Origin of the sequence: Pseudoalteromonas sp. JSTW, assembly GCF_013423925.1 — a bacterium.
Taxonomy (GTDB): domain Bacteria; phylum Pseudomonadota; class Gammaproteobacteria; order Enterobacterales; family Alteromonadaceae; genus Pseudoalteromonas; species Pseudoalteromonas lipolytica.
In genome coordinates this window covers 2,505,536-2,529,350 of sequence record NZ_CP058972.1, presented here as the reverse complement: position 1 = coordinate 2,529,350, position 23,815 = coordinate 2,505,536, and the positions used below count along the sequence as shown (strand labels likewise).

At 42.2% G+C, this 23,815-nt stretch carries 16 protein-coding genes; 7 read left to right on the top strand and 9 right to left on the bottom strand.

All coding sequences use genetic code 11. The features are described from left to right. Positions 1–24 precede the first annotated feature (24 nt). Positions 25–1,257: a TMEM143 family protein gene (locus tag GZH31_RS11485; protein WP_075593765.1), complete on the bottom strand. Its 1,233-nt coding sequence runs from the start codon at positions 1,255–1,257 to the stop codon at positions 25–27. A gap of 236 nt (positions 1,258–1,493) precedes the next feature. On the opposite strand from GZH31_RS11485, the gene GZH31_RS11480 reads away from it, so the two are divergent. From GZH31_RS11480 to GZH31_RS11470, 3 genes are all read left to right on the top strand, one after another. After that, positions 1,494–2,402: a GGDEF domain-containing protein gene (locus tag GZH31_RS11480; protein ID WP_162898042.1), complete on the top strand. Its 909-nt coding sequence runs from the start codon at positions 1,494–1,496 to the stop codon at positions 2,400–2,402. A 59-nt stretch (positions 2,403–2,461) separates the two neighbouring features. Next, positions 2,462–3,046: a YqaA family protein gene (locus tag GZH31_RS11475; protein WP_180311646.1), complete on the top strand. Its 585-nt coding sequence runs from the start codon at positions 2,462–2,464 to the stop codon at positions 3,044–3,046. 78 nt (positions 3,047–3,124) lie between these two features. Further along, positions 3,125–4,705 carry an L-lactate permease gene (locus GZH31_RS11470; RefSeq protein ID WP_257473658.1) on the top strand — a complete coding sequence of 527 codons (1,581 nt, stop codon included), beginning with the start codon at positions 3,125–3,127 and terminating at the stop codon, positions 4,703–4,705. A 77-nt stretch (positions 4,706–4,782) separates the two neighbouring features. Here the strand turns inward: GZH31_RS11470 and GZH31_RS11465 are convergent, their stop codons facing one another. After that, positions 4,783–6,708 (bottom strand): phytase, encoded by a 1,926-nt coding sequence (locus GZH31_RS11465; protein ID WP_180311005.1) that lies wholly within the window; start codon positions 6,706–6,708, stop codon positions 4,783–4,785. Positions 6,709–6,766: 58 nt separating this feature from the next. Then, on the bottom strand, positions 6,767–9,067 hold the full coding sequence (locus GZH31_RS11460) for a TonB-dependent siderophore receptor (RefSeq protein WP_075593763.1): 2,301 nt from the start codon (positions 9,065–9,067) through the stop codon (positions 6,767–6,769). A 284-nt stretch (positions 9,068–9,351) separates the two neighbouring features. Here GZH31_RS11460 and GZH31_RS11455 point away from each other — a divergent pair, with 284 nt between their 5' ends. From GZH31_RS11455 to GZH31_RS11440, 4 genes are all read left to right on the top strand, one after another. Then, positions 9,352–10,269: a sensor domain-containing diguanylate cyclase gene (locus GZH31_RS11455; protein WP_036966826.1), complete on the top strand. Its 918-nt coding sequence runs from the start codon at positions 9,352–9,354 to the stop codon at positions 10,267–10,269. Next, complete coding sequence (locus GZH31_RS11450; RefSeq protein WP_036966829.1) at positions 10,253–11,251, top strand: AraC family transcriptional regulator ligand-binding domain-containing protein; 999 nt, start codon at positions 10,253–10,255, stop codon at positions 11,249–11,251. Before GZH31_RS11455 ends, GZH31_RS11450 begins: the two co-directional genes overlap by 17 nt. A 155-nt stretch (positions 11,252–11,406) precedes the next feature. Further along, positions 11,407–12,759 (top strand): magnesium transporter, encoded by a 1,353-nt coding sequence (locus tag GZH31_RS11445; RefSeq protein ID WP_036966832.1) that lies wholly within the window; start codon positions 11,407–11,409, stop codon positions 12,757–12,759. A 286-nt stretch (positions 12,760–13,045) separates the two neighbouring features. Further along, positions 13,046–13,948, top strand: coding sequence for a lipopolysaccharide assembly protein LapB (locus GZH31_RS11440; RefSeq protein WP_075593761.1), 903 nt, complete (start codon positions 13,046–13,048; stop codon positions 13,946–13,948). 3 nt (positions 13,949–13,951) lie between these two features. Here the strand turns inward: GZH31_RS11440 and GZH31_RS11435 are convergent, their stop codons facing one another. The 6 genes from GZH31_RS11435 to GZH31_RS11410 form a co-directional block, all read right to left on the bottom strand. Then, a complete protein-coding gene (locus GZH31_RS11435) occupies positions 13,952–14,500 on the bottom strand; it encodes a hypothetical protein (protein ID WP_074988986.1) in 549 nt (182 codons plus the stop codon). Between the two features lie 139 nt (positions 14,501–14,639). Beyond that, positions 14,640–17,159 (bottom strand): TonB-dependent siderophore receptor, encoded by a 2,520-nt coding sequence (locus GZH31_RS11430; RefSeq protein WP_180311004.1) that lies wholly within the window; start codon positions 17,157–17,159, stop codon positions 14,640–14,642. A gap of 136 nt (positions 17,160–17,295) precedes the next feature. Continuing rightward, positions 17,296–18,276, bottom strand: coding sequence for a GGDEF domain-containing protein (locus tag GZH31_RS11425; RefSeq protein WP_257473657.1), 981 nt, complete (start codon positions 18,274–18,276; stop codon positions 17,296–17,298). Positions 18,277–18,425: 149 nt separating this feature from the next. Beyond that, positions 18,426–18,803: a DP-EP family protein gene (locus GZH31_RS11420; protein WP_065978591.1), complete on the bottom strand. Its 378-nt coding sequence runs from the start codon at positions 18,801–18,803 to the stop codon at positions 18,426–18,428. A gap of 17 nt (positions 18,804–18,820) precedes the next feature. Next, complete coding sequence (locus GZH31_RS11415) at positions 18,821–22,075, bottom strand: winged helix-turn-helix domain-containing protein (RefSeq protein ID WP_180311003.1); 3,255 nt, start codon at positions 22,073–22,075, stop codon at positions 18,821–18,823. A gap of 315 nt (positions 22,076–22,390) precedes the next feature. After that, positions 22,391–23,581, bottom strand: a complete 1,191-nt coding sequence (locus tag GZH31_RS11410; protein ID WP_036966850.1) for an MFS transporter — start codon at positions 23,579–23,581, stop codon at positions 22,391–22,393. Positions 23,582–23,815: the final 234 nt, after the last annotated feature.

The following is a 23,815-nucleotide window of genomic DNA, read 5'->3' as shown; positions in this document are numbered from 1 at the left end:
CAAGGACAATGAGATAAAGCAGCACTAACTGAAGTTGAAAAACGCATCCCAGCGTTTATCTAAGCGTTGTTTTGCTGTTCTTAAATCAACGGCAAGGTATTGACCCTTGTTTTCACTGACCAATTCAAGATTGACCAGTTTATTAATTGCATCGTCTATTTCAAAATCAACAGTGCAGTGGTGATTGTTGCTAAACCAAGTTTCAATGGTGTCATCGAGTTGCTTGGCAGTCATGGCTGCGTTTGCGTGCAGTAAAAAGGTGTAGGCTAGGAGTGCTTCTTTTACGTCTTCTTCTTCGGCCGCATCGACCAAAGTATGAAACACGCCTGCATTATTATCGAGGTTTTTAAAGTACAGGTTATCGGCTAAGGCTTTCATAAAGCGAATTTTACGGTTTTTAAATTTACTCCACTCTTTAAAGATAAAACTGCCGAACACCCCCATACCAATGGCAAAGGTGATAAAGTGCTGTTGGCTCATATGCACTTCTTCGCTGCGCCAGCCACCCCAAAATGCAAGCATGGCAATTAACAGTAAAATTGATGCGCCAAGCTTAGTAACAAGCACCACCGCTCCCCCGATAAGGGCTGATGAGCCAATAATGAGTTTATCAATGGGGCGCATTTTTACTTCGCTGTTTGGAAACAGCATTTCTAAATCGGCTTTGGGGACGTTTTGAAACAATTTGACGATTGTTGAACTAGGCTCAAAACCCACCGGCATGCGGCCTTTATCGATAAAGTATTGTTGGTCTTTAAAGCGGATAAAAACCGCAACCCGATCGTAATTAGTAAACGATATGTGCTTTTTTTTCAGCCCCCACCAGGTACGTAACGTTTCGGTTTTTTGTGATTCGCCTCGGCGATAAAACACCACTTCAGCGAAGTCATCAAACTCGACTTCTAAACGCACTTTAAACAAAGACTCTTCGGTTAATGCCTCTTGTAAGTCTTGAGTCGTGATGGTTTCAAAATTAGCGGCATTGAGCACTGTGGCAAAGTGCTTAGCAAATTCGTTTTGGTACTTTCTGCGCGCCTCTTCATTAATCGACGTGAGTGAGCGAGTGTCTGAGTTAGGATCAAATGGCGCATAGCTATTTTTTAATGACTCAAGTAAGCCGTGATACTGATAATGAATAACACTTTGCAATAAGCTGCAAAACTCTAGAAATGAGGCACGGTGTTGCGCATCTAAATAATCATTGCATAGGGTGATAATGTCGTGCTTTCGAAAGGGAATAAAACGTGCGTTAGTCATTACATTGGGTATGAGTCGTTAGTGATGGCACAGATAATAAGAAAATATCGGCTTGAATGCGACACCTTATATCCTATGGTACTAATTTGGGTAATTTTATTACCCCTTATGTCTTGTTTTTAGATTAATTACTCCAGCCCAAATGCTGGTTTTTAGGTGAACAGAGTGTAATTTTCTGTACATCTATTTACCCTTTGATACTGTTTGTTCACTTGCTGTAAATTGTAGTTATGCCTATGAATGAGACGATGATTCCTCTTGAGGGGAGTGCTAATTCTGCTCCTGCCCCGATACTTTTGAAGCAATTATTTATTAGCTTCTTTATTGTAACTCTGTTGTGTATTGTGGTGGGTTATTTATCAATTTTTAATCGTCTAGAAGTCAATATTTATATAAATGGCGTACTCTCTGATGTGATTAATTTATTGATCCTAATTTTTATCTTTTCATTTGTACAAACGTCGGCGGTTGCTAAGTTAAGTTACTTATTTTTGAGCAGTGGGATCTATTTATGGAGTATTGGCTTAACCTTCGACTTTCTTGATGAGCTGGTTTATCAACCGGTATGGATTGGTATTTATATCGAAGACATGTTTAGAACAATTGGCATGTTAGTCACCAGCTTTGGGTTGTTTTTGGCTTTGTCAGACTTAGCAAAAGCGCACAAAAACTTAGCCGAAGAGCTTAAAACAGATGTACTCACCAAAGCCTATAACCGCCGCTATTTTTACCATTTTGTTCAGTTAAACCAAACCAAAACACACAGCTTAGTTATTATCGATATTGATCACTTTAAAGCAATTAATGATGAACACGGTCATGATGTGGGTGATCAAGTCTTGATCGACTTTGTTTATCAGTGCCGACAACAGCTTGATCCGAGTATTTTATTTGCCCGCATAGGGGGAGAAGAGTTTGCGCTTTATATTCCCACAGATGATCTCAATGTCGTGCAAACGATATGTGAGCAGTTATTAGGTTTAGCAAATAATGTGATGATTTCACCCGGTAAAACGCTCAGTGTGAGTGCGGGATCAGCGATAAAAAGAGCAACCGAAACCTTTAGCAGCACCATGAAACGAGCCGATCAGGCGTTGTATCAAGCTAAAAATCAAGGACGTAGCCGCTATATCCACGCACCGTAAGCGACGGTTAATCATTTTTGCTGTAACCTTAAAAGCAACACGATTGTTAAGGATAAATGATGGGTATAGCAAAAAAGCTTAAGCAAAAAACACGGCAGTTTGTTGATTCTAAACATATGCTGAGATCAATCACGATCGCCTCGTTTTTAGAATCGACTATTGTGCCCATACCTCTTGAAGCGGTGCTTGTGCCACTTATGCAAGCACGCCGCGAAAAGTTGTGGTTAATTGCGCTGATGGCGACAGTCGGGTGTATTATCGGTGCTGTATTTGGCTATGCGTTAGGGTATTACTTATTTGATGTAGTTGGGGATTGGGTTATCAATACCTTTTCAAACCCTGAGCAATTCGAGCAAGTAAAACAAAAGATGCAAGGGCAAGGATTTTGGTTTGTGTTGAGTCTTGGCATTATCCCCATTCCGTTTCAAATTGCGATGTTAGCCGCGGGGGCAACGAAGTTTTCGTTGGTGCTGTTTTTACTTGCGACCGTGATAGCACGCTCTATTCGATATTTTGGTTTAGCGCTTGTGGTGTATTACGCAGGTAATCATGCTGAACGCATTATTCAAAAGCATAAAACCAACGCATTGATAGGGCTGTCGATTTTAGTGTTACTACTTTGGTGGTTAAGTACGCTGATTTAATTTATTTCGTGCCTATAAATTTAGTTATTCTGTCTATACTTAGCGGGTAATGGACGCTAATTATAGACAGGATATATCATGAATACCTTTGTGGCTGCGTTGCCCATTTTTTTACTCATATGGATGATGGTTAAGCGCAGTCCCGTGCCTTCTTATGTTGCACTCCCTGTGTCGGCATTGGCTGGTATGCTGCTTCAGTTATTTTATTTTCAAGCCGATCCTCGTTTACTTCTCGCCAACTCCTTTATGGGCATGTTGTCGGTACTGACTCCTATTTCAATTATCGCCGGGGCAATTTTACTTAATCGAATGTTAGCGGTGTCGGGTGGTGAAACCACGATTAAGCATTGGTTAGAGTCGATTAGCGGTAATCACGTTGCGCAGTTAATGATTATAGGGTGGGCGTTTGCATTTATGCTCGAAGGCGCGTCGGGGTTTGGCACCCCCGCGGCAATTGCGGCACCTATTTTAGTCGGGCTTGGCTTTTCGCCTTTTAAAGTGATTGTGTTTACGCTTATTTTAAACTCGATTCCTGTGTCGTTTGGGGCTGTGGGAACGCCAACGTGGTTTGGTTTTTCGGCACTTTCGTTAAACGAGCAACAGGTGTTGGCTATCTCTCAGTGGACAGCGCTGTGTCATGTGGTTGCCGCTTTGGTGATACCTATGATTGCGCTGTGTTTAGTATTGCCTTTTCACACGGTGCGCAAAAACAGCGTTTTTGTTTATTTAAGTGTGCTGTCATGTGTTTTACCTTATTGGTTGTTTGCGCAGTGGAATTACGAGTTTCCATCACTCATTGGCGGAGCAGTGGGGTTATTGGTGACTATATTTTTGGCAAAAAAGGGCATTGGACTGGTTAAGTCACAACAGCCCCCCGTCTCTAATAAGCCCATAGATGGCAAGGCGTTATTCTTGGCTTTTTTTCCGCTTGTGTTATTGATTTTGGTGCTTGTGCTGACGCGTATTCATCAGTTAGGTATTAAAGCACTTTTAAATGATGAAACCGTTTGGTTGAGTATTCATTTAGGATTTGCCCAATTTGAGCTCAGTAAAGCACTGATAATATCGTTGCATGAGCTGTTCGGTACAGCCGTTAGTTGGTCATATAAAACCTTGTTTGTACCAGCACTGATTCCGTTTGTGTTGGTTGTATTGGTGAGTGTTCCGCTGCTTAAGATGAATAAAAAGCAGGTGTCGCACATGGTTCATGACACCTTAAGCCGAATTGCATTGCCTTGTGTGGCATTAATTGGCGCGTTAGTGATGGTGAATGTGTTAATGCAAGGAGGGCATAATGCGCCGATATTTTATATCGCCAATACGTTTGCTCATTTAACCGGTGAGCATTGGGTGCTATTTGCATCATACCTGGGTGCGCTAGGTACGTTTTTTTCGGGGTCTGCGACAGTGTCTAATCTTACTTTTGGGGGGATTCAATATGGTATTGCCCAACAGGTTGGGTTATCAGAAACCTTAGTGTTGGCTCTTCAATCGACAGGAGCGGCAATGGGCAACATGATTTGTATCAGCAACATTATTGCTGTGGCCAGTATTGTTGGGGTGAACAATCAAGAAGGCCCCGTGCTTAAAAAAACCTTTTTCCCTATGCTGATTTATGGGGCGCTGGTAGGCTGTTTTAGTTACCTGTTTTATCGCTAAGGTATGCCACAGGTCGCCTAACTCAATAAAAAAGGTGTTGAGACAAGCCCAACACCTTAACGGAGTCACTTTAGCGGTTATTTCAGCGCTTTTTTCACTTCACGCCAGTCAATAATCTTAAAGTTTTGCGGTGCTTGTGGCATACGGTTATAGCCATCTTGCACAATTAACATTCCTTCAGGATAGCCCGGCAGAGGGGTTGCTGTGACCGTTAATCCGTCGGTTTCGGAAACGCCGTCAATGGCACGTTCAAGGTTATTACTAATTGCGAATTTACCAGCAAATTCAAGGCGTGGCACGTTGCCGTCGATGATTTTATACAGCACATAGCTGTTATCTCCTTGACTAGACACGACTAAATAACGCGTATCTGTGGCGTGATAAATTTCCATGCCTTCTATGTCATCAACCAACATGTCGTTGATTGTTTGTAACATCACGGGCTGTGTGCCTGCTGTTGGTTCAGCGCCAATAAACCAAATACCTTCGTCTTCTTCACCTAAAAAGAGTTCACCGGTTTTATCATCCGCGCTGCAACCCTCTGGTTGGCTCGGTACATTAAATTCTCGCACCAGCTTGGCATTAACTGAGGTGGCGTTACCGGTTAATTTGTACTGTTGAAATAGCCCCGATTTATCATTCATGAACACGTAGTTACCCGTGGATGATGAATACATACACATACCGTAAATCTCAGTCAGTGTGGTGGGCAATTCGGCTAAGTGTTGCACCTTGTTTTGTGTATCAACGGTATACACACTGATACTGTTATGAGTGCGGTTACTGCCGGTGATCCACGTATGGGCTGGGTTATCAATGCTATTATTCTGGCGTACATCAACGTTATTTAAACGGCCCGTTTCTAATGCTTGAAGCTCGTTCCCTGCAAGGTTATACACCATTAAACCGCGGCGTTTATCAGTGCCAAGAATTAAGCTGTGCGCTTTATCATGTGTGTTGATCCATATTGCAGGATCGTCAGCGGCGTCTCCAAAAGCTCGCACAGCATCTGTTTGCGCTTGTGCGGTAATGTAAGTGACCGCCTGTTTGGTAGGTTTTACCTGTTCTTGATACGGCGTGTTGATGAAGCCTTTTACATAATGCCCCGATTCATCATCGTAAAAAACAATATCAGCTTTGGTGTTGTAAAAGTGGACCGCTGCTGATTCGAGTGCTAAGTCACCTGCAAATTGCCAACTGCTGAAGCGTTTATTTTTGCTCTCATAGCGATGTAGCGTGTTATCTTCAGTGGTTGTAAACCACAGGCTGCCATCGCTTGTCGTGCTTAAGCCGCCAATCTCAGGAACCAAGTTGCCAAATGGGGCCATAAGTGCGACAGGCGTTTTATCTGCGCGCGACTCGGCATCGGCATTAATTCGCCAAATACCCACTTCTCCCTCACTTAAGTAAAGGGTTTTATTGTGATCGTCGACCGCACAGCCAGATGTGTCACTTATTCCTGCAAATTCACGTAATTCAAGGTTTAAAGGGTGATTGTTTTTGACATCATAAACCAAGGTTTCGCGAATAAGGCCGCGCGCATCACTCACAAACGCCGACACCGCGTGTGTGGTTGAGTTTGAAAATAAACACACCGCTTCGGGTTTCGCTTTTGGTGGCGTAATTCTGCTTAACGTTTTTAATTGCCATTGGGCATCTTTTTGAAGTTTAAATATAACGGCTTGGTCTGCTTCATTGTCAATACTTGCGACAAGGTAGTGGCCGTTATCAAGCGCCTTCACCGACAAGGTTTCAAAGTTACCGCTTTGTAAAGTATGGCTGTTGCCCATTTCATCAATGAGTTGTAACCCTTGGCTTTCTGAGCTTATTAACCATGTGTTATTGGTGAGTGCTGCTGCTTGTGAACCTTGTACATTTTCAGTGGGTCCAAATGCGCGAACCTGATTAGCACTGTCGACAGGGGCGTTTGTTTGGCTACAAGCCGCCACTGTACTGAGCAAAATAGCACTGGCGATAAGGTTAAATGATTGTGTGATATTCATGTGATTTCCCAAGATAAAACAAGGCAGCAATGAGCTGCCTTAAAACGGTCTATTAAAATTAAAATGCGTAACGCAGCATTAATTGAATAACAGGCCCTGCTTCTTCAGATTCCAGCTCATACTCGTCAAAGTCACGGTTGACTTGATCATCAAGCGTATCGAATTTGTTGAACGTTTCGTCTTTGCTTGCATCGAGCAAATTTGAGCCGACTAATCGTAGGGTGATGTCTTGCCAGCGTTTTTCTACGAATACCTCAAGGTCGGCTCCGTAGTGTGTTGTTACTTCTTCACCCACTATGCGGCCATACGCATCGCCTTGTTTACGGTATGTGGCACCAAATGAAGCGCCCAGATCTGGTAAGTCTTGAATAAAGCCAACGTTAAATACGTAGTCAGATTGGTCATTAAATTTACGTGAACCAAAATTGTCATTAACGTCAGAGTCAAGCCATGAATAGTTAAAGAAAATCCCTGTATTAGGCATACTTAAGGCTGTTAAAGGTGTTGATAAATCAAGCTCAATCCCTTTTACATTACCATCACCGGTGTTGCGCGGTTGCAAAATATAGGTGCCTTCGCCTTCAGAACCTTGTTGGCTGGTATTGGCAATTTCAATTAAGTCACTTACATCACGGTAGAACACGTTAACACCCACTACACCGCTTTTACCTAACCGGTATTCGTAGCCAAGATCCATCCCCCACGATGATTCGGGTTGTAGGTCTGGATTACCTAAAAAGTCGTTATCACCCAGCTCTTTTTCAAGCAGAGCAGGGGTAATGTAGTCAAAATCTGGGCGACGTAAGCTACGAGCCACAGAGGCGCTAACACGGCCGTTTTCAGAAACGTTGTAGCGTAAGTGGGCCGATGGTAAGAAAAAATCGTAATCATTCTTCGCCGTCACATAATTAACATTATCCGTGATGGTTGAGTCGGTTGTTTCGTAGCGTACCCCCATTTCCCACGAGAAATCTTGGTCTTCGTGTTTGATGAGTGCGAATACATCTAGACGGTCTTCTTTAAGCTTATTTACACCCCCCGCGGCGGCTTCAAATTCATTGTTAAAGCCGGCAAGCGACAGTGGGTTTTGACTAAATTGATCCCAACTTGCAAAACTTTGCTCATTTTCATCTTCTGCTTGATAAACCGCTGTATCACGCTCTTTACCTTGCACAAATGCACCAAACTGAATGGTTTTATTTTCACCAGCAAATAGGCTATGTTGCCATTGCAGTGACCACTCTTTATCGTCGATATCAACGGTTTCTTCCTCTTCTTCGAACACCATTGGGAGTTCTGAGGTATCAATTTCGACCTCTTGCTCGTAGACCGACTCTTCGAAGCGGGCATAACCTACTTTAAATTTACTGGTGCCACCAAATAGCGGTAACTCGTACCCAGAGTTAATGTTGTAGTTAGTTTGATCAATGAAAGACACATTGGCGTTATCGGTTTCGAGGTTTCCGCCTTCTACAATTGCGTTACTTGTTGCTGTTGGGTCATCGTATTCAAATGAGCGTTCATCTTCAGTCCGGTCGGTATCAACCCAAATGGCACTGATATCAAACTTGCTGCCATTATCAAAGGCAATTTCGTAACTGGCATTCAGTGACGTGTCGTCGCCATCGCGAATATCAGATTGATCTTCGCGGTTATCAAATTCTTCAGTTTTGTAATTTTCGTTGTTTTCAGGGCTGTCGCCATACCGCAAGCTAGATTTTTGTTTTGGGTTATAGCGTCCTTGTAAGTTTGCGCCAAGTAACAAACGCCCACCGGCAAATTCAGTACCGTACACACCTGCAAAGCTCTCTTTTAATTCGCCGTCGTCGTAACGCAGGCCGCCAGCACGAATATAACCACCGTCTAAGCTGTAGCCATCACGCAGAACAATATTAAGGGTTCCTGCAATTGCATCGGCAGAACGATTAGCACTTGAAGCGCGAATGATTTCTACACGCTCGATCAGTTCAGCAGGAATGCGGTCAACAAAGAATGAGCGATCAGCGCCTGCCCCTGGTACTTCTTCACCATTAATAAGTACTTTAGTGTAAGCCGGGCTCAAGCCACGCATACGGGCGCCATCTGACTCTAATACGTCAGATAAAAATGTCACACTAGGAACACGTTTTAAAGCATCACCAGCGGTAAGTGGCTCAAAACGTTGAAAGTACTCTTGTGAGTATTCAAGGGTTGGGGCCAGCTCTTGTGAACGGTTGCGATAACCTATTTCACCATACACAACGAGCTCTTCTGATACTTTTACTTTCTTTTCATTGTTGGTGTCTGACTCTTGTGCAAAGGCACCGAATTGACATAAGGCGAGGGCGCTTACAAGTGCCTTCGTTTTAAACTGTTTCATGGATTTGCTCCTACTTGTCCTTGGTTTGGTGAGCAAAGTACCCAGCTTAAATGACGCAAATGTGACAGAAAACCGCTGGCAGCCTTTAAAAACAAGCTATTAGAGGCGTTTATAAAGCATTTTGAGCTGTAATCACCCCGCTTAATCAAGGTAAATACAGCGATTAAAGTCATCAAAAAGGGGGGAGTGTCGTTTTGCTGTCACATCATTGAGCTAATATGACCCTGCTGCTAAAAATGCGAACGGGTTAGCATGGCAGCACGATTCATAGTTAGGTGTCTTTCATGCGATTTAATCCTTTTATTCATCATCGGTTTTTAACAAATGCGGTTATTGCGCTATTTGTGAGCGCTTTTATCCTCAGTGCATATGACGGAGAGCGAAAAGCGCTGGCCGACATATCATGGCTGGATATTGTCGGCGAGGGCGGCATTGTGATGATGACGCTAACATGGATATTTGCACTGCTCATTTCGAGACCCCCCGGAAAAGTCACCTGCTTTTTAGTGTTAGGGCTTGGTCTTTTTATGTTTTCGGCCTCGCTGGACTTATTTGATGAATGGTTACATCAGCCAACAAATACATGGCTAAGTCTGATTGAGTCTTTACCTGCCCCCATTGGTATGGTTTTCACAAGCCTAGGTTTGTATCAATGGCACCAAGAGCAGTTTGTGCTTAATCGTCAGTTAAAGCGCCGTGAAGCAATGCACCGTGAGCATGAATTAGTGTGCTCAATTACTGGGCTTTATAAAGCCGATTACTTACAAACGGTGTTAAAAGAGCAGTTGAATGAGTCGCAGCCGTTGCAACTTGCGGCCATTGATATTCGTGGATTTGCCGATTTTAATGCCGAGTTTGGTTTTATCGAAGGTGACAGGTTACTGCGAGAAGTCAGTGAGCTTATGATAATGAATTGTCGTCTTACTGATGTGGTATGTCGCTATGCGGGTGATTGTTTTATGGTGCTAATGCCAAACACCACCGCGTTACAAGGCAAAGAGCTGGTGGCACAAATATCTTCGGCACTGAGTCACTGCGCATTTAAGGTTGAGGGCGAAAAACACGCGAAGTTTCAGCATGCAACCGTTGCGTTAGTGGGCAGTGAGCAAGGAGATACAGCACACTGTTTGAGCGCGCGTTTACACGCCGCATTACAACAACAAAAACAACACAGAGTCAGCCATTGTGAAGCAGTATCTTAATCAAGATGATAAGTATCTAACCGCGCAAGGTCTGATTACGACTCTGGTAGAGCTTGCTCTAAGTCGCGGTATTGGTTTACATAAATTACTCAGAGGCACAGGGGTATTTGAGCAAGACTTAATGAGTGTACAGCATCAGTTTAGTCTCTCTCAGCAATTGCGTTTATTGATGCAGTTTAAGCTGTTAATGAAATCGGCCGACAGTGGCTTTTTGTTAGGTAGTCAACTTGCTAATGACACCTCGGTTGTGGCCCAAGGTGTTTTGCAAAGTTTGAGCATTGGTCAAGCTCTTAAGCAACTAAACGCCTTGCGTATGCAACTTGCACCGCTGTTATTTAGCCACAGTTATGTGCATAACGAGCAGTATTATATTGAGTTGCAAAATGCTGTGGGTCTTGATGATGAAATGAGCCAATATGTGCTCGAAATTTACAGTGCTGCATTTTATCAAACGCTTAAAAAAGTGGCTGGCGAGCGGGTGCCTTGTCAGTTTGATTTCGCTTATAAACGGGCAAGGCACAGCCAAGAGTATGAGCAACATTTAGGGCTAAACGTTGCGTTTGAACAGCCCATTACTCGCTGGGTATTAAGCAAACAAGCATTAAGGCTTACAAACCCTACCTTTAGTAGTTTTCGCTTTTCACAAGTTAACTCTCAATTGGCAACATTAAACACAGCAAACAGCACCTTTGTTGAAGCGGTGAGCAGAGTCATTTATCAAAACCCAGCGCTTAATTTAGAACAAGTCGCAAGCCAGTTTGCAATGAGCTCAGCGACGTTTAAGCGAAAGTTAAAAGCTCACGGTGTACGTTTTTCAGCGTTGTATGAAGAACAAAGTAAACGCAAAGCCATATACTTACTGACTATGCGTGAACAATGTAATGAGCAGGTCGCAATGCGCTTATCGTTTTATGATATTGCTAATTTCAGGCGCGCGTTTAAGCGCTGGACTGGGCTTACCCCAAGTCAGTTGAAGGTATAAGCCGGTATTTCGTTATAAAGATTAATAAGGTATACAGCGAAAAGTTAATGCACATGACTGAGATGATACAAGGAAAAATAAATCAATGATGGGGCAGTTATTTTAATAAAGCTGCGTTAGACTGTTGTTATTGATGTATTTAACCGAGCTCTTAGATGATTGAGTATCCTGTTGATCAACTTCCACAACTCATTGATGAGTTGCTTCAGTGTGACACCACAACGCGAAAAAATAAGTTACTTGCCGACGCCAAAGAAAAACTGTCGACAGAACATCTCTCGCTGCTGTTTGAAGCATTACCCAAAGAACAACGATTAGAAATTTGGCAACTGCTTGACGAAGACACACAGCATGAAATCTTCATTAATTTGGGGGGAGACAGCTGTCGGTGGTTATTACAAAGTTTAGACGAAGCGCAAGGGTTTAAATTACTTGATGAAGTGAGCGTAGAAGAGCTACTCGAACTTGAAGAAATTATTCCAGAGCGTTTTGTTGATTATGCGCGTCGCCAGCTTGATGAAGTACAAACAAAGCGTTACGAACTTGCTCAGCAGTATAACCCTGAGCAACTAGGACACTGGTTAGACTTTGATGCGTTAAAAGTGTCAGAAAAGCAGACGGTGGCGGGCGCTCGTAAAATTTTACAAAAAGGCTTGCCGCAATACACCGAAGTAATTTATTTGGTAAGTCGTAAAGGCACATTGATTGGTGAAGTGCCTGTAAATGCCTTATTCAAAGCCAATGATGCCGATACCTTATTAGAGCATGCGAACCTAGATACATCAGCCTTACATGCTGATGATGACTTATATGAAGCGGCAGAGGTGGTGATCCACAGTGAAAAAATGGCAATGCCAGTGGTGAATGCCGACAATAAGTTATTAGGGCGTCTAGCGGTGTCATCGGCCTATGAATTACGCCAAGAAGTAACCGACGAAGCCGCTGCGAAAGCGGGTGGTCTACGTGAAGACGAAGACCTGTTCTCAAGTGTCACCAAATCAGCGAAAAACCGCGGTATTTGGCTAGGCATTAACTTAGCGACTGCATTTTTAGCATCTTGGTTTATTGGTTTGTTTGGTGCCACCATTGAGCAAGTCGTGGCACTTGCGGTATTGATGCCAGTGGTTGCGTCGATGGGAGGCATTGCAGGTAGCCAAACATTGACCGTGATTGTGCGCGGTTTAGCGCTTGGACAGGTTACCGACTCTAACCGCAGAGCTTTATTGCAAAAGGAGCTTAGGGTAGGGGCATTAAATGGCTGTGTATGGGCATTGGTGATTGGTGTACTCACTTATTTTTGGTTTAACGACGGGATGTTAAGTGTGACTATCACTATTGCCATTTTACTTAATTTAGTGGCTGCCTCGCTGTCTGGCGTTGTGATACCGTCTATTCTAGATAAGCTTAAAATTGATCCTGCATTGTCTGGTTCTGTAATTTTAACCACGGTGACAGATATTGTTGGTTTTGTGACCTTTCTCGGGTTAGGAAGCCTGTTGCTACTATAAATCACAGTGAAGCCAGTAGTTCTTCATACTTATTGGCTTCTATTTAACGGTATCAGTGGATACGTTGTTTACTTATCTTGTGTAAAACTAAAAATTGATACTAATAATTTTTGTATATAAAACGGATACTTAGGGTTAGAGCAGTCTACAATAATACGCAATTTAGCCAATGGGTATAATAAACACGCGATTGCACGTTAAAATTATCAAACACGTCAAAAAGAACTGTCATAAAGTATTACTTTTTGTTATTTTTTTGGTTGTGTTCTCACTGAGATGTTAGTGAATGAAGAAAACGTTAACCTTATTGTTAGGCTTCGGCTGTTTTTATGCGGCCGCGTCTGAAAATTTTAGCGATCACGAGGTATATTGCGCTCAGCAGTCGCAGGTAAGCTGCTTAGACTTCATTGAGCAGCAATTAGCCAGTGCGCAGCTTTATTCTGATAAATGGTATGAGATAAAGTCATACCAATTTGATTATTATTACGACAAACTGGCTTATCAAACGTTAAAAGACAGTACCGAACCTTTTATTGAAAAATCCGATTTACCCATCGTATTTCAAGTTCAAGTGTATTTTTACTATGCTAAATCAATGCACTATTTAGGTGACTATGAAACGGGCCGTAAATACGCAACGAAAGCCTTTGATAAACTACAAGCCATTTATGACTCGTTTGGTAACCCTATGCGTATGGTCGAATTGGCTAACTTACAGCATGTGTTTGGCAACAAAGAAACTGCTTTGCATATTCTTGATAGAGCTGAGCGTCGTTTTGGTAAAAGTAAAGATCCTATTTTTCATTTTGAGCTGGCGTCAAACAAAGCAAATGTGTTCCATTCGTTAGGCGATATTGAGCGCGCTTTGGTTAGTCGGGTTTCTGCGGTTGAATGGATTTTGAAAACTGACCATAGCCGAAAAATATCAGTGGCAATGGGGAATCTAGCCCGCACTCATCAATTATTGTCACAATACGATAAAGCAAATCACTTTTATGTCGAGTCGCTAAACTACATGGACGCGAAGTCAGACCGACTTGTAATAGCAATCTATAAACTTCGTTTGGCACAAATTCACTGGCAAGCGGGTAACCGAGCTCAAGCTGCACATTGGTTTAAGCAAGTGCATAAAGAAGACATTCGCCCATCTCATGCCAAACTTTATACACAGCTCAAAACGCAGCTTTAGGCTTTATATAGTGTAAAAACACCCCGGTTTTTCAGTTTCACCCGGCGCTAAAATTTGCAAATGGGTCGTCTCATTTTGCTCCATCATTGGTTTCATAGCCTCATCAAATAACGTGGCAGCTTTTTCCATGTGCTTAGCTTGTTCATCTAACGCTTTGAAATCGGCATCATGCGAGGCGATTAATTCATCAAGCTGTTTAGTTAGTTTATCTTGTTCTTTTAACAGACTTTTATTTATTCTAAGGTGGTTTTCATCTTCGACCACAGCTTTATTTGTAATCGCTTCTATTTGCTGTGAATAGGCCGTGACTTGCTCTTCCATGTCGCTTAGTGGCAACTCCAGTGATTCAAGCTTTTCTTGTTCACGTTTTAATTGTTGATAGGCGGCAATTTGCTCGTTGTTTAACGTGCCTTCATGAACTTTTTTACAGTCTTTAAACGTGATAACACGGTAGTTGTTATCGTCAATAGTCGTGCTTGCGCTTGAAAGGCCAATACAGGCTGTGGTGGCTGCGGCTAATAGAGCTGATGTCGTAATGCGTACTAAATTCATGATGCTGTCCTAATGGGTTAAGTTATTAAGTTAGTCGCAGCAGGTCTGAAAAAAGTTGGTTACAAGCGAGATATTTTTACTCGCGGGCTTTACTTACAAAGTAGGACGCGGTGCCAGCCTAAGCCAGCACCGCTTATTTTTAGAAGCTATAGGTGATGTTTCCGTAGATAAAACGGCCATCTAAGCTATAAGGTGTGAATGCACTGTAGGTGAAAATTTGATTAAAGTCGCTGTAGCCTATATTGCTAACAGTATCTTGTGGATACTGATCAAATAAGTTGTTTGCGCCAACAGCAAATTTCCACTGTTCAGATGGGCGGTACGCGACTTCTAAGTCCGTGATCCATTTTGCATCAATGACTTCATCACCTTCTGGTGTGCTTGATGTATCCACAACTTCACCATAACGCGTAGCACGTAATGTTGTTTGAAAGTTTTCAAAGTCCCAGGTTGCCGACAAGTTCCACTTATCTGCTGGCGTACCATCTTCAAAGCGGGTGATTTCACGGCGTGCAAAGTACTCGTAGCTGTCACCAAGCGCTTCCAGCTCAGTGGGGTTTTCTTTGACATGAGTCACTTCAGTATCATTAAAGTTAACAGCCGCACTTAAGCGTAAATCGCCGTAGCTTTCTAAGCCTAATGAATAGGTTGCAACAATATCAACACCTTGCGTACGTGAATCAATGGCATTGGTAAAGTAGCGAACACTTTGAGTATTAACTTCGCCTGCTTCGGCTAAAATAGCTTCTACTTCTGGGCCGCTTAAGTTTTCAGACAAGACGATACGGTCATCAATGTCAATGCGATACGCATCAAGTGTTAAACTAAAACCGCCTTGCGTAAAGATAAAGCCTGCAGTCATGTTGACTGATTCTTCTGCATCAAGGTCACGAGCACCCAGTGCTTTTGCGGCAGGTTCATCAACAGGGAACAAACCAACTTCACTTGGAATACCATTTTCAAACACTGTGCTTACCGATTTGTAAGACGTTTGTGCAAGTGATGGTGCTCTAAATCCTGTGCTGATTGCACCGCGTAGCGACAGTGATTCATTAATGCTGTAACGCGAAGCCAGTTTCGATGTAAAGGTACTGCCAAAGTCACTGTAATCTTCAAAGCGACCCGCAAGAACCACATTCCAGTCGGTTGTTAGGTACGTATCAAACTCAGCAAATACCGCGACATTATGGCGGCTCTTGTCGGTGGCACTTTCTGGTGAAAAGCCCGCTAAAACTTGTGCGCCACCCGCCGCAACAGGGTTGCCTTCTTCATCAAGTACAGTGATATAAGAGGCTTTTTCACCTGCTTTGATTTGGTAGTTTTCGTGGCGGTATTCAGCGCCAATTGTCACAAACACATCGTCAGGTAAACCTAAATCAAGGGTATTGCTGGCATCCATGTTAACGAGGTATTGCTCGTACACAAGCGCACCGTTATCAAACTCAGTTGGGCTATTTACACCCATTGAGGTGTTCAAGCTATTGCTTACCCCTAACGCAAAGTCATTACGACCATAATTGCTGCTTATATCCCATGCCCAGTCATTGGTTTCGCCGTTAAGGCCAATAGCAAATGAGTAGTCATCTACGTCGGTATCAATTTCTGGTAAGAAACCGTCTGGGTAAACCTCAGTTAAGTTACGAGAGTCTTTGGCACGACGGTAAAAACCCGCTGAGTTACCTTTACGGTTTGAGTAACTGGCAAATGAGTAAAGTGATAGCGAGTTATCAAACTCGTAACCTAGGTTATAAAACAGAGCAATATCTTCGATATCAGCTTTACCAAAACGGTGGTTATAACGGTCAAAGTCAAACTCACGTGAGTCTAGGTTACCGTTTGCATCGCGGCTATATTGCTCACGCTGGTCAATACCTGAGCGGTTGGTTGGCTCGTTATTACGTGATTCAACTGAGATATTAATAAAGCCATTATCTGCAAATGAAAAACCCGCATTAGCGCTTGCGGTGCGTGATATACCATCGTTTAATTTACGGTCAGCGCCTTTTGCAAAGCTTAAGTTGCCTTCGCTGTCTGTGCCTGTGCTTAATAACTGTGGCGAGCCTGCCATTTGCGTGTCGTACTCACCATAGGTGTAGCTTACACTGCCGCCTTCATCGGCATCTTTTAGTACAATGTTAATTACACCAGCAATGGCGTCAGAGCCATACTGTGCCGCTGCGCCATCACGCAGTATTTCTACGCGCTTAATCGCAGAGGTAGGAATATTATTTAAATCAACTGCCGTTGAACCACGACCCACTGTGCCACCTAAATTCAATAGCGCACCTGCATGACGGCGTTTGCCGTTAACAAGTACTAAGGTGTGATCAGGAGCGAGGCCACGTAATACAGCAGGTTTAGCGTGGTCTGTACCATCAGCAAGGGTCGCACTTGGGTAGTTGAAGCTTGGTAATTGAGAGGCCAGTACTTGGCTAATTTCAAGCTGACCTGTGCTTGCTAAGTCGCGGCTTGTTAATAAATCAACCGGTACTGTACTTTCAGACAGGCTACGTAAACTACGACGTGTGCCCGTCACTGAAATAACTTCAATGTCTTTTGCTGTATTTTCAGCAGGTTGCTCAGCAGCGATTGCAGTCACTGATGCAGCAAGCGTACTTGCAATTGCAAGTTGCAAAGGTAATTTGTTGAATAATGCCATTGTTGATTCCCATCTGACTTATCTATTTTAGCGCAGTGTAAAATGCAAAGTGGGAACAAACAAATAATATTAAAGTATAGTATATGCGTAACTAATACGACTTGTTAACTAGGTTTTTAGTTTGTTAATTAAGTGTTTATATGCTCGTGCTAATTTTATTTCTGCCTTCTGTCTTTGCACGATATAACGCGGTGTCGGCTGCACAAATTAGCGCTTCTGATGTGCGATATTGATTATTATATTCACATGCAATACCTTGGCTTACACTTATTCTAAAGTCGCTCGGTAAACCAATGTCGGTAAATAGCGTATTATTTATTTTAATTTGAATATGTTTAGCGATGGCCTCTGCGGTGTCTTTTTGGCAGCGAGGTAATATAATGGCGAATTCTTCGCCACCATAACGCGCAGCTAAACAATCGCGAGAAGGCAATGATTCGGCAATTATAATCGCGACTTTTTGTAAGCATTTATCGCCTTTAACATGACCGAATCGGTCATTAAATAATTTAAAATAATCAATGTCGATTAATATAGTGCTAATCGCCTGATTAGTTTGTACGCTTTCTTGCCAATGTTTTTTTAATGACTCTTCTAATGTAAGGCGGTTTGCAAGACCGGTTAAATGGTCAGTGGTGGCTTGTTTAACTAAACGATTATATTGCTCTTTGTGTGATGATAAATCATGTAATACACAAATAAATAAGTTTTCTGCAATAGTAATATTTTTTGGCAAGCTTGAAATACATAAATCCGCTTCAAGGGTTTTACTATCGGCACGGTTAATTTTAACTTCGTTTGGCCCAAGGCTAATGGGCGAGTCTTTATGATCTAACCAACTGAGTAGGGTATACATGTATTTGTCACGGTCGGTGTCGTGTAGGTAATGTAACAGGTTTTGACCGATTAACGCTTCTTGGTTATCACCTAAAAGTTGTGCCGCCATCGGGTTTGCAAATTCAAACGTGCCTTGACCATTAATGATAAACACTCCCTCAGGAATGTTCTGAAACATTTGTACAATTAGTGCAAGTTGCTCTGAATTGATAGACTGCGACAGTGCATTTTTCACTTCTGATTTAGCAGTGCTTGGTTGTTCATTTTTGTTAGTAGACACGTTCGTTTCCTTTTTGCCGATGCAAACGATTTTGGTGTCTATAAAGTTACTTAAAAAAGTGCAAATTAACCTTCCGGTAATCTTCTGGTTTTAAGTTATTGTTTATAAGTAGTAAAAGGCTCCTTGATGGAGCCTTATGTGGGTGTTGTTTAGTTTTCTTTTTCATTGTTTACTTGCGGATCGGCACTTTCATAACTTATGCCATTGCACTCTACAGTGAAAACCATACATGCTTTACCGCTATTCTCATCAGAATCTGAAATCTGAATCGTTTGGCCATTATCAGTAACAGAGTGGCTAAAGTCTTGCGCACATTCGCCCTCAATATTTGAAAAGTTAGCACCTGTAAATACAAATCCTGCTGCACTCGTTGCTTCATCTAATGTATAGATACCTAGGCTGTTTCTTTGGTTAACAGTACCGCCACCAGAAACTTGCTGACCGTCTTGGAAGTATGTAAATACAGCTTCATTTTCAGTGTTAAGTGAAACATTCACTGTAAAATTGTAAGTTTGATTTTCGCTCATGTTTTTCCCTTTATTTTTTATAGTTCAAAGTTAGTGATACCTAACTCAATCAGTTTGTTTTTTAGTGTATTGATTTCACTTTCTTTATTTAAGCAAGTATATGCTTGAATTAGGGGGTAGGTCATTTTAATGCTTTTACTACCATTATTGTTTTCTTCGATTGTATTAATAGTTTCTTGGCATGCTTGTTGTTTTGATATTTTGTCTTTAGCGAGCTTTGCTTTAATTAAATTAGCTTTTATTAATGCAGAGTTGTTTTCTACTTTACTAGTGTCAGATATTCTCTCAATAAAATCTGAGTTGCTTTCTAGTTTTAATAGTAGCTCTTCAGCTTCATTTAAAAGGTTTCGATTTATTAAATAATGAATCACACCTATTTGAACGTTTATTAAAGTCGTATCTGAAAATCCCTGTTCATCAATGTAACTTAAAACTTCTGGTACTCTGTCACTTGTTTTACTTTTATCTAATAGCATTAATTGATATGCAAGCGTTCTATAAAAAGTGCGTTGAAACTTTTGATTTTTTGGATCTTGGATCCTAGCTCTATTAATCGCATTAGTTGCTTTTTCTGCTTTTAAAAATGCCGCTCTCTTATTTGGGAAGTAGCTCAATAAAAAGCTTTGTTGCATATAAGTGTTTGCTAAATAATTATGTAAGCTTGCATCATTCGGTGACGTTTCAAGCATGTTGACTAGTTCTTGAGTGGCTTGTTCAAGCAGTTCGAGAGCTGCGTTTAAATTACCTAGCCTTTCTTCTGTGGTTGCAATCCAACTTATGGTGTCTGTTTTATCGCGTAATAAATTTTTGTTATTAGGTTTTAGCTCAAGGGCTTGGTTTTTAAGTTTTAAAGACTCAGTAAAGCTCTGCTTTGCGAGTGCGTAATTAAACTGCTTTAAATACAGTGAACCCAGTGAATTGTGTGAGTAAGATAGCTCCATAATCGAATTAAAGTCATTAGGGGCAAGCTGATACATTTTTTCGCTGTAAGCCAAGTAACGTTTAAACATTGGTTCAGTAGCTAGGTAATTACTTTGCTCATAAGTTAAGTTACCAAGCCAGAAAGCATTGGCCCCTGCAAGCATTAAAACATCAAGGTTGTTGGGTTGAATTTTTAGTAAAGATTCTAGGCGCGTTCGCGCATTTTCAAAGGCGGTGAAGGCTTCGTCGGTTTTGCCGCGCGAATAGGCGACTTCGCCCATGGCCTCTAAGGTTTGAGCGTATTGAAAGCGGTTATTAAACTGAGCTTGTTTATTGCTAAAGTCAAACAACGAGGCAGCTTCTTCGTCTTGATTGGAAAAATATTCAAGAGCCTTATTGCTAATACCATCCAGTAAATCCATACGCTTAACGCTTCTGAGTTTGTCGGCAAATTCACCGACCATAAAACCCAATAAACTCTCAGCTTCTTGGCGTTTTTGTTTTGCTACTTGCTCTGCATGGTAGCTGCGCACGCTCATAAATGTAGCAATAAAGGTTAAGCAAACAAGTGCAGCCACCGTTATTTGTAATACGCGTTTTTTACGTTTGGCTTTATTGTTAGAAGCTTTAATTAACGCTTGTTCGTCGCTTGATAAGCTAAACATAGGGTTTTTAACTAGGCTGTGTGCTTCTTGCAGCGGTTTGCCTTGGGCTAATAAAAAGTCGCTATGTTTTTGTTCAAGCAGCCAACGCTCGGTAGCTAGTTGCACGCGGCTTTGAATTGCTAAGCTTTGTTGGTGTTCTTGCACCCAATCGATAGCGCGTTGCCAATGGCGCAGCAACGCTTCGTGGGCAAGACTAAAGCAGGCTTGCTCATTTTTAAGGTGCGATACAAACAAGCGGCTGTCGACCATAGCCTGAACAAGTTTGGTTGCAGCTGGGCTGGTTAATTCGCTCCAGCGAGCAGCGCGGCTGGTGAGTGTTTCGCCATCTGGGTTTAGCGTGATCAGCTTTGAAAGGACTGCGGCAAGTTCTGCTTGTTGGTCTTTGGGTAATTGGCAAAATACTTGTTCGGCTTTTTGACCGATGGCTCCTTCAATGGTGCCTAGGGCTTGGTATTCAGTAAACAATAATTCGTTGTCTGGGCTGCGCTGCAAGTAAAGCTGTTGCAAGGTGTATTGCAGCATCGGTAATGCATCAGGGTTATTGGCAGTGTCGTTACAAAGTTGTTCATCAAGCGGTGTGTGATGCTCTGGGTGATGTTGCCAACTTAAGCCTGCCGCCAGTGCTGGCAAACGGATCATTTGTTTAAGCTCAGAGCGCGTTGGTGCTAATAAGTCAAAGTGTGCGCCATTGGCTTTGCCCGCCATTAAACTTGGTTGACTCACTACCTGCGGGTAAAAGTCATTACGACAGGCACTAAAAATGATCATGCAGTCACTTGTCGCTAAGCATTCTATGAGTTTTAAAAACTGACTGCGCTCGTCGTCGCTAAATACCGGTGATGACAATAGCACTTCGAGCCGGTCGATAAATAAAAATAAATAGGGCGTAGTGTGCTCTGTATTTAGCGTTGCAAGGGCTGCTTTACAGCGGGTAATAACCTGTTCTGGATCTGTTAATAACAATTCAGCCAGTGTATCGGCGCTTATATCGCGAAGTACAGGTGCGTCGTTTATTTCTAAATCGAGCAAGGTTGAGGCTAAATCAAGGAGTAAGCGCTCTTTACTCACATCGGCAAAGTCGAGTTGGCAGTAACTGTGTACTCTAATGCCATCGTAGCCATTACTCGACATTAAAGCGGGCAATACACCTGCGTTAACTAACGACGATTTACCTGAACCACTGGCCCCCAATATTAAGCAAAACGCGCGACCAAACTCTATTTGAGCTGACACTCGCTGTAACAAGGTGGCAATTTGTTTGTTACGGCCAAAAAACACATCGGCTTGCTCAGGTGCAAACGCACTTAAGCCAACAAAAGGTGAGTCACCTTGCCAACTGGTTTGGCTGGCTTTTTGTTCTTCGTTGAGCACAAAGTTGATTTCGGCAATAACGCGGTAACCGCGTTTACGAATGGTCTCGATGTAATGCGGGTTACTTGCTTTATCGTCAAATGCTTTGCGTAGCTGCGTGATCACTTTATGTAGCGGGTTATCGCCAAGCGCTACATTTGGCCAACAGTGATTGATAATTTCATCGCTGGTTAACAGTTCACCTTGTTTTTCGCATAGCAGCAATAATACATCCATTGCTTTTGGCTCGATGTGTTTTACTTGCTCGCCACGTCGTATTGAATTTGTGCTGGGGGTAACTTGCCACTCACCAACGAAAAACAGCGCCGTACTCATAGTATTATCTTCTTTTTATTAAAATTAATCGACTGGACCGATTTTGTTCATGCCACGCACACTCTTGATTAATACTATATTATGAGATTCACGGCAAGTGCGTTGCCTTTTTTGAAACAAAAAAATCAACATATCGAGTGTATATACGTTTTTATAAAGTGTATTTAACGTAAGGACGAAGAGATATTTCGGGATGAATAAAAAGAGAGTAGCAAGTTGAAGGAGGCGTTTTAACACCGAATGGTAAGCCATTCTTGATTAAACGCCACTCCTTCTACGCGATATGAAATCGCGGCTACAAATTTGACTAACTGGTTAACTTTCAACGCGTAATTTTTTCATTTGTATTGCGCTTAATGACCACATCATAAAGCCGCCTAAAAAGAGGGCTGCCGAGACATAACCCGTTTGACTGGGCAATGCACCTTGGGCAATGGCCATACCACCAAGCCAAGGGCCAATGGCATTGGCTGTATTAAATGCGCATTGTACGAGTGCACCTATCATGGCATGGCCTTGTGGTGATACATCCATTAATAGTGATTGAATAACAGTACCCAAACCAACACTAAAACCAATAAAGAAAATCACCGTATAAAGTAGCCAAATATTGTGGCTGGCACTGACATAACTTGCTGCAAATACGACGGCACCTATAAGTGCTGCCCCTGTGGTTTTTAGTGGTGAATGGTCGGCTGCCTTTCCTAACACATAGTTGCCTAAGGTGCAGCCAATACCAAACATGATCATAGCGATTGATATAGTGTAAGCGGGCGTATGAGTCACAATTAAAATAGTGTCGGCAATGTAAGTGTAAACACAAAATACGCCGCCAAAACCAATAATAATGATGCCTAAAATAGTCCATACTAGCTTGTTTTTCAGCACACTTAATTCATCTAGAATTGAAGTGGGTGATGAGTTCTTAACGTTTGGTACGTATTTTACAATTAGCACTAAAGCAACAAGAGCAAGCACTGCGGTGCCAGCTAAACAATAGCGCCAACTAAAGTTCTGTCCCACTAACGTCACCATTGGTACACCCACGATGGTCGCCACGGTTAAGCCCATAAATACTTTTGACATAAAGCTGGCACGTTTGTCGGCAGGGGCAATGTCGGCGGCCAGTAAAATAGCGGCGGCAAAATAGGCTCCATGGGGCAAGCCACTTAAAAAGCGAAATAAAATCAATTGCTCAAGAGAGTGTGAAAAAGCACTTAAGCCATTGAATAAAAACATCATAGTAACAAACATAAGTAGGGCATTACGTTTTCGCATATTGGCTGTGGTGATCATAAAAAGTGGCGCACCCACCACCACACCAATAGCATAGGCGCTAATGGCATACCCACTTTGTGCCGGAGTTGATGAAAATGTTTCGCTAATAAGCGGCAGCATTGGCATCATTGAAAACTCAGAGAGGCCAAGAATAAATGTTCCTAAGGCTAGTACGATTAAGATTGTAAAGGTGCTTTCGCGGCCTTGAGTTTTGGTGACGTTAGTCATGTAACTCCTTTAAAACATGTTTTAAGAGAAATAGAAAATGCCAGAACCATGTTGCGTTCTGATGATAAGAGGTGCTATGCGCTATTGTAATACAAATAAAATAGAGTAAACCAGCACTTTTTGGAACGTTCTATATTAGTTTGCTATAACGAATAAAGTTGAACTTCTTAAGGCTGAGCATTTCAAAATAAATACAAATATAAATCCCAACTATACTGTGTATATAGACTTGGC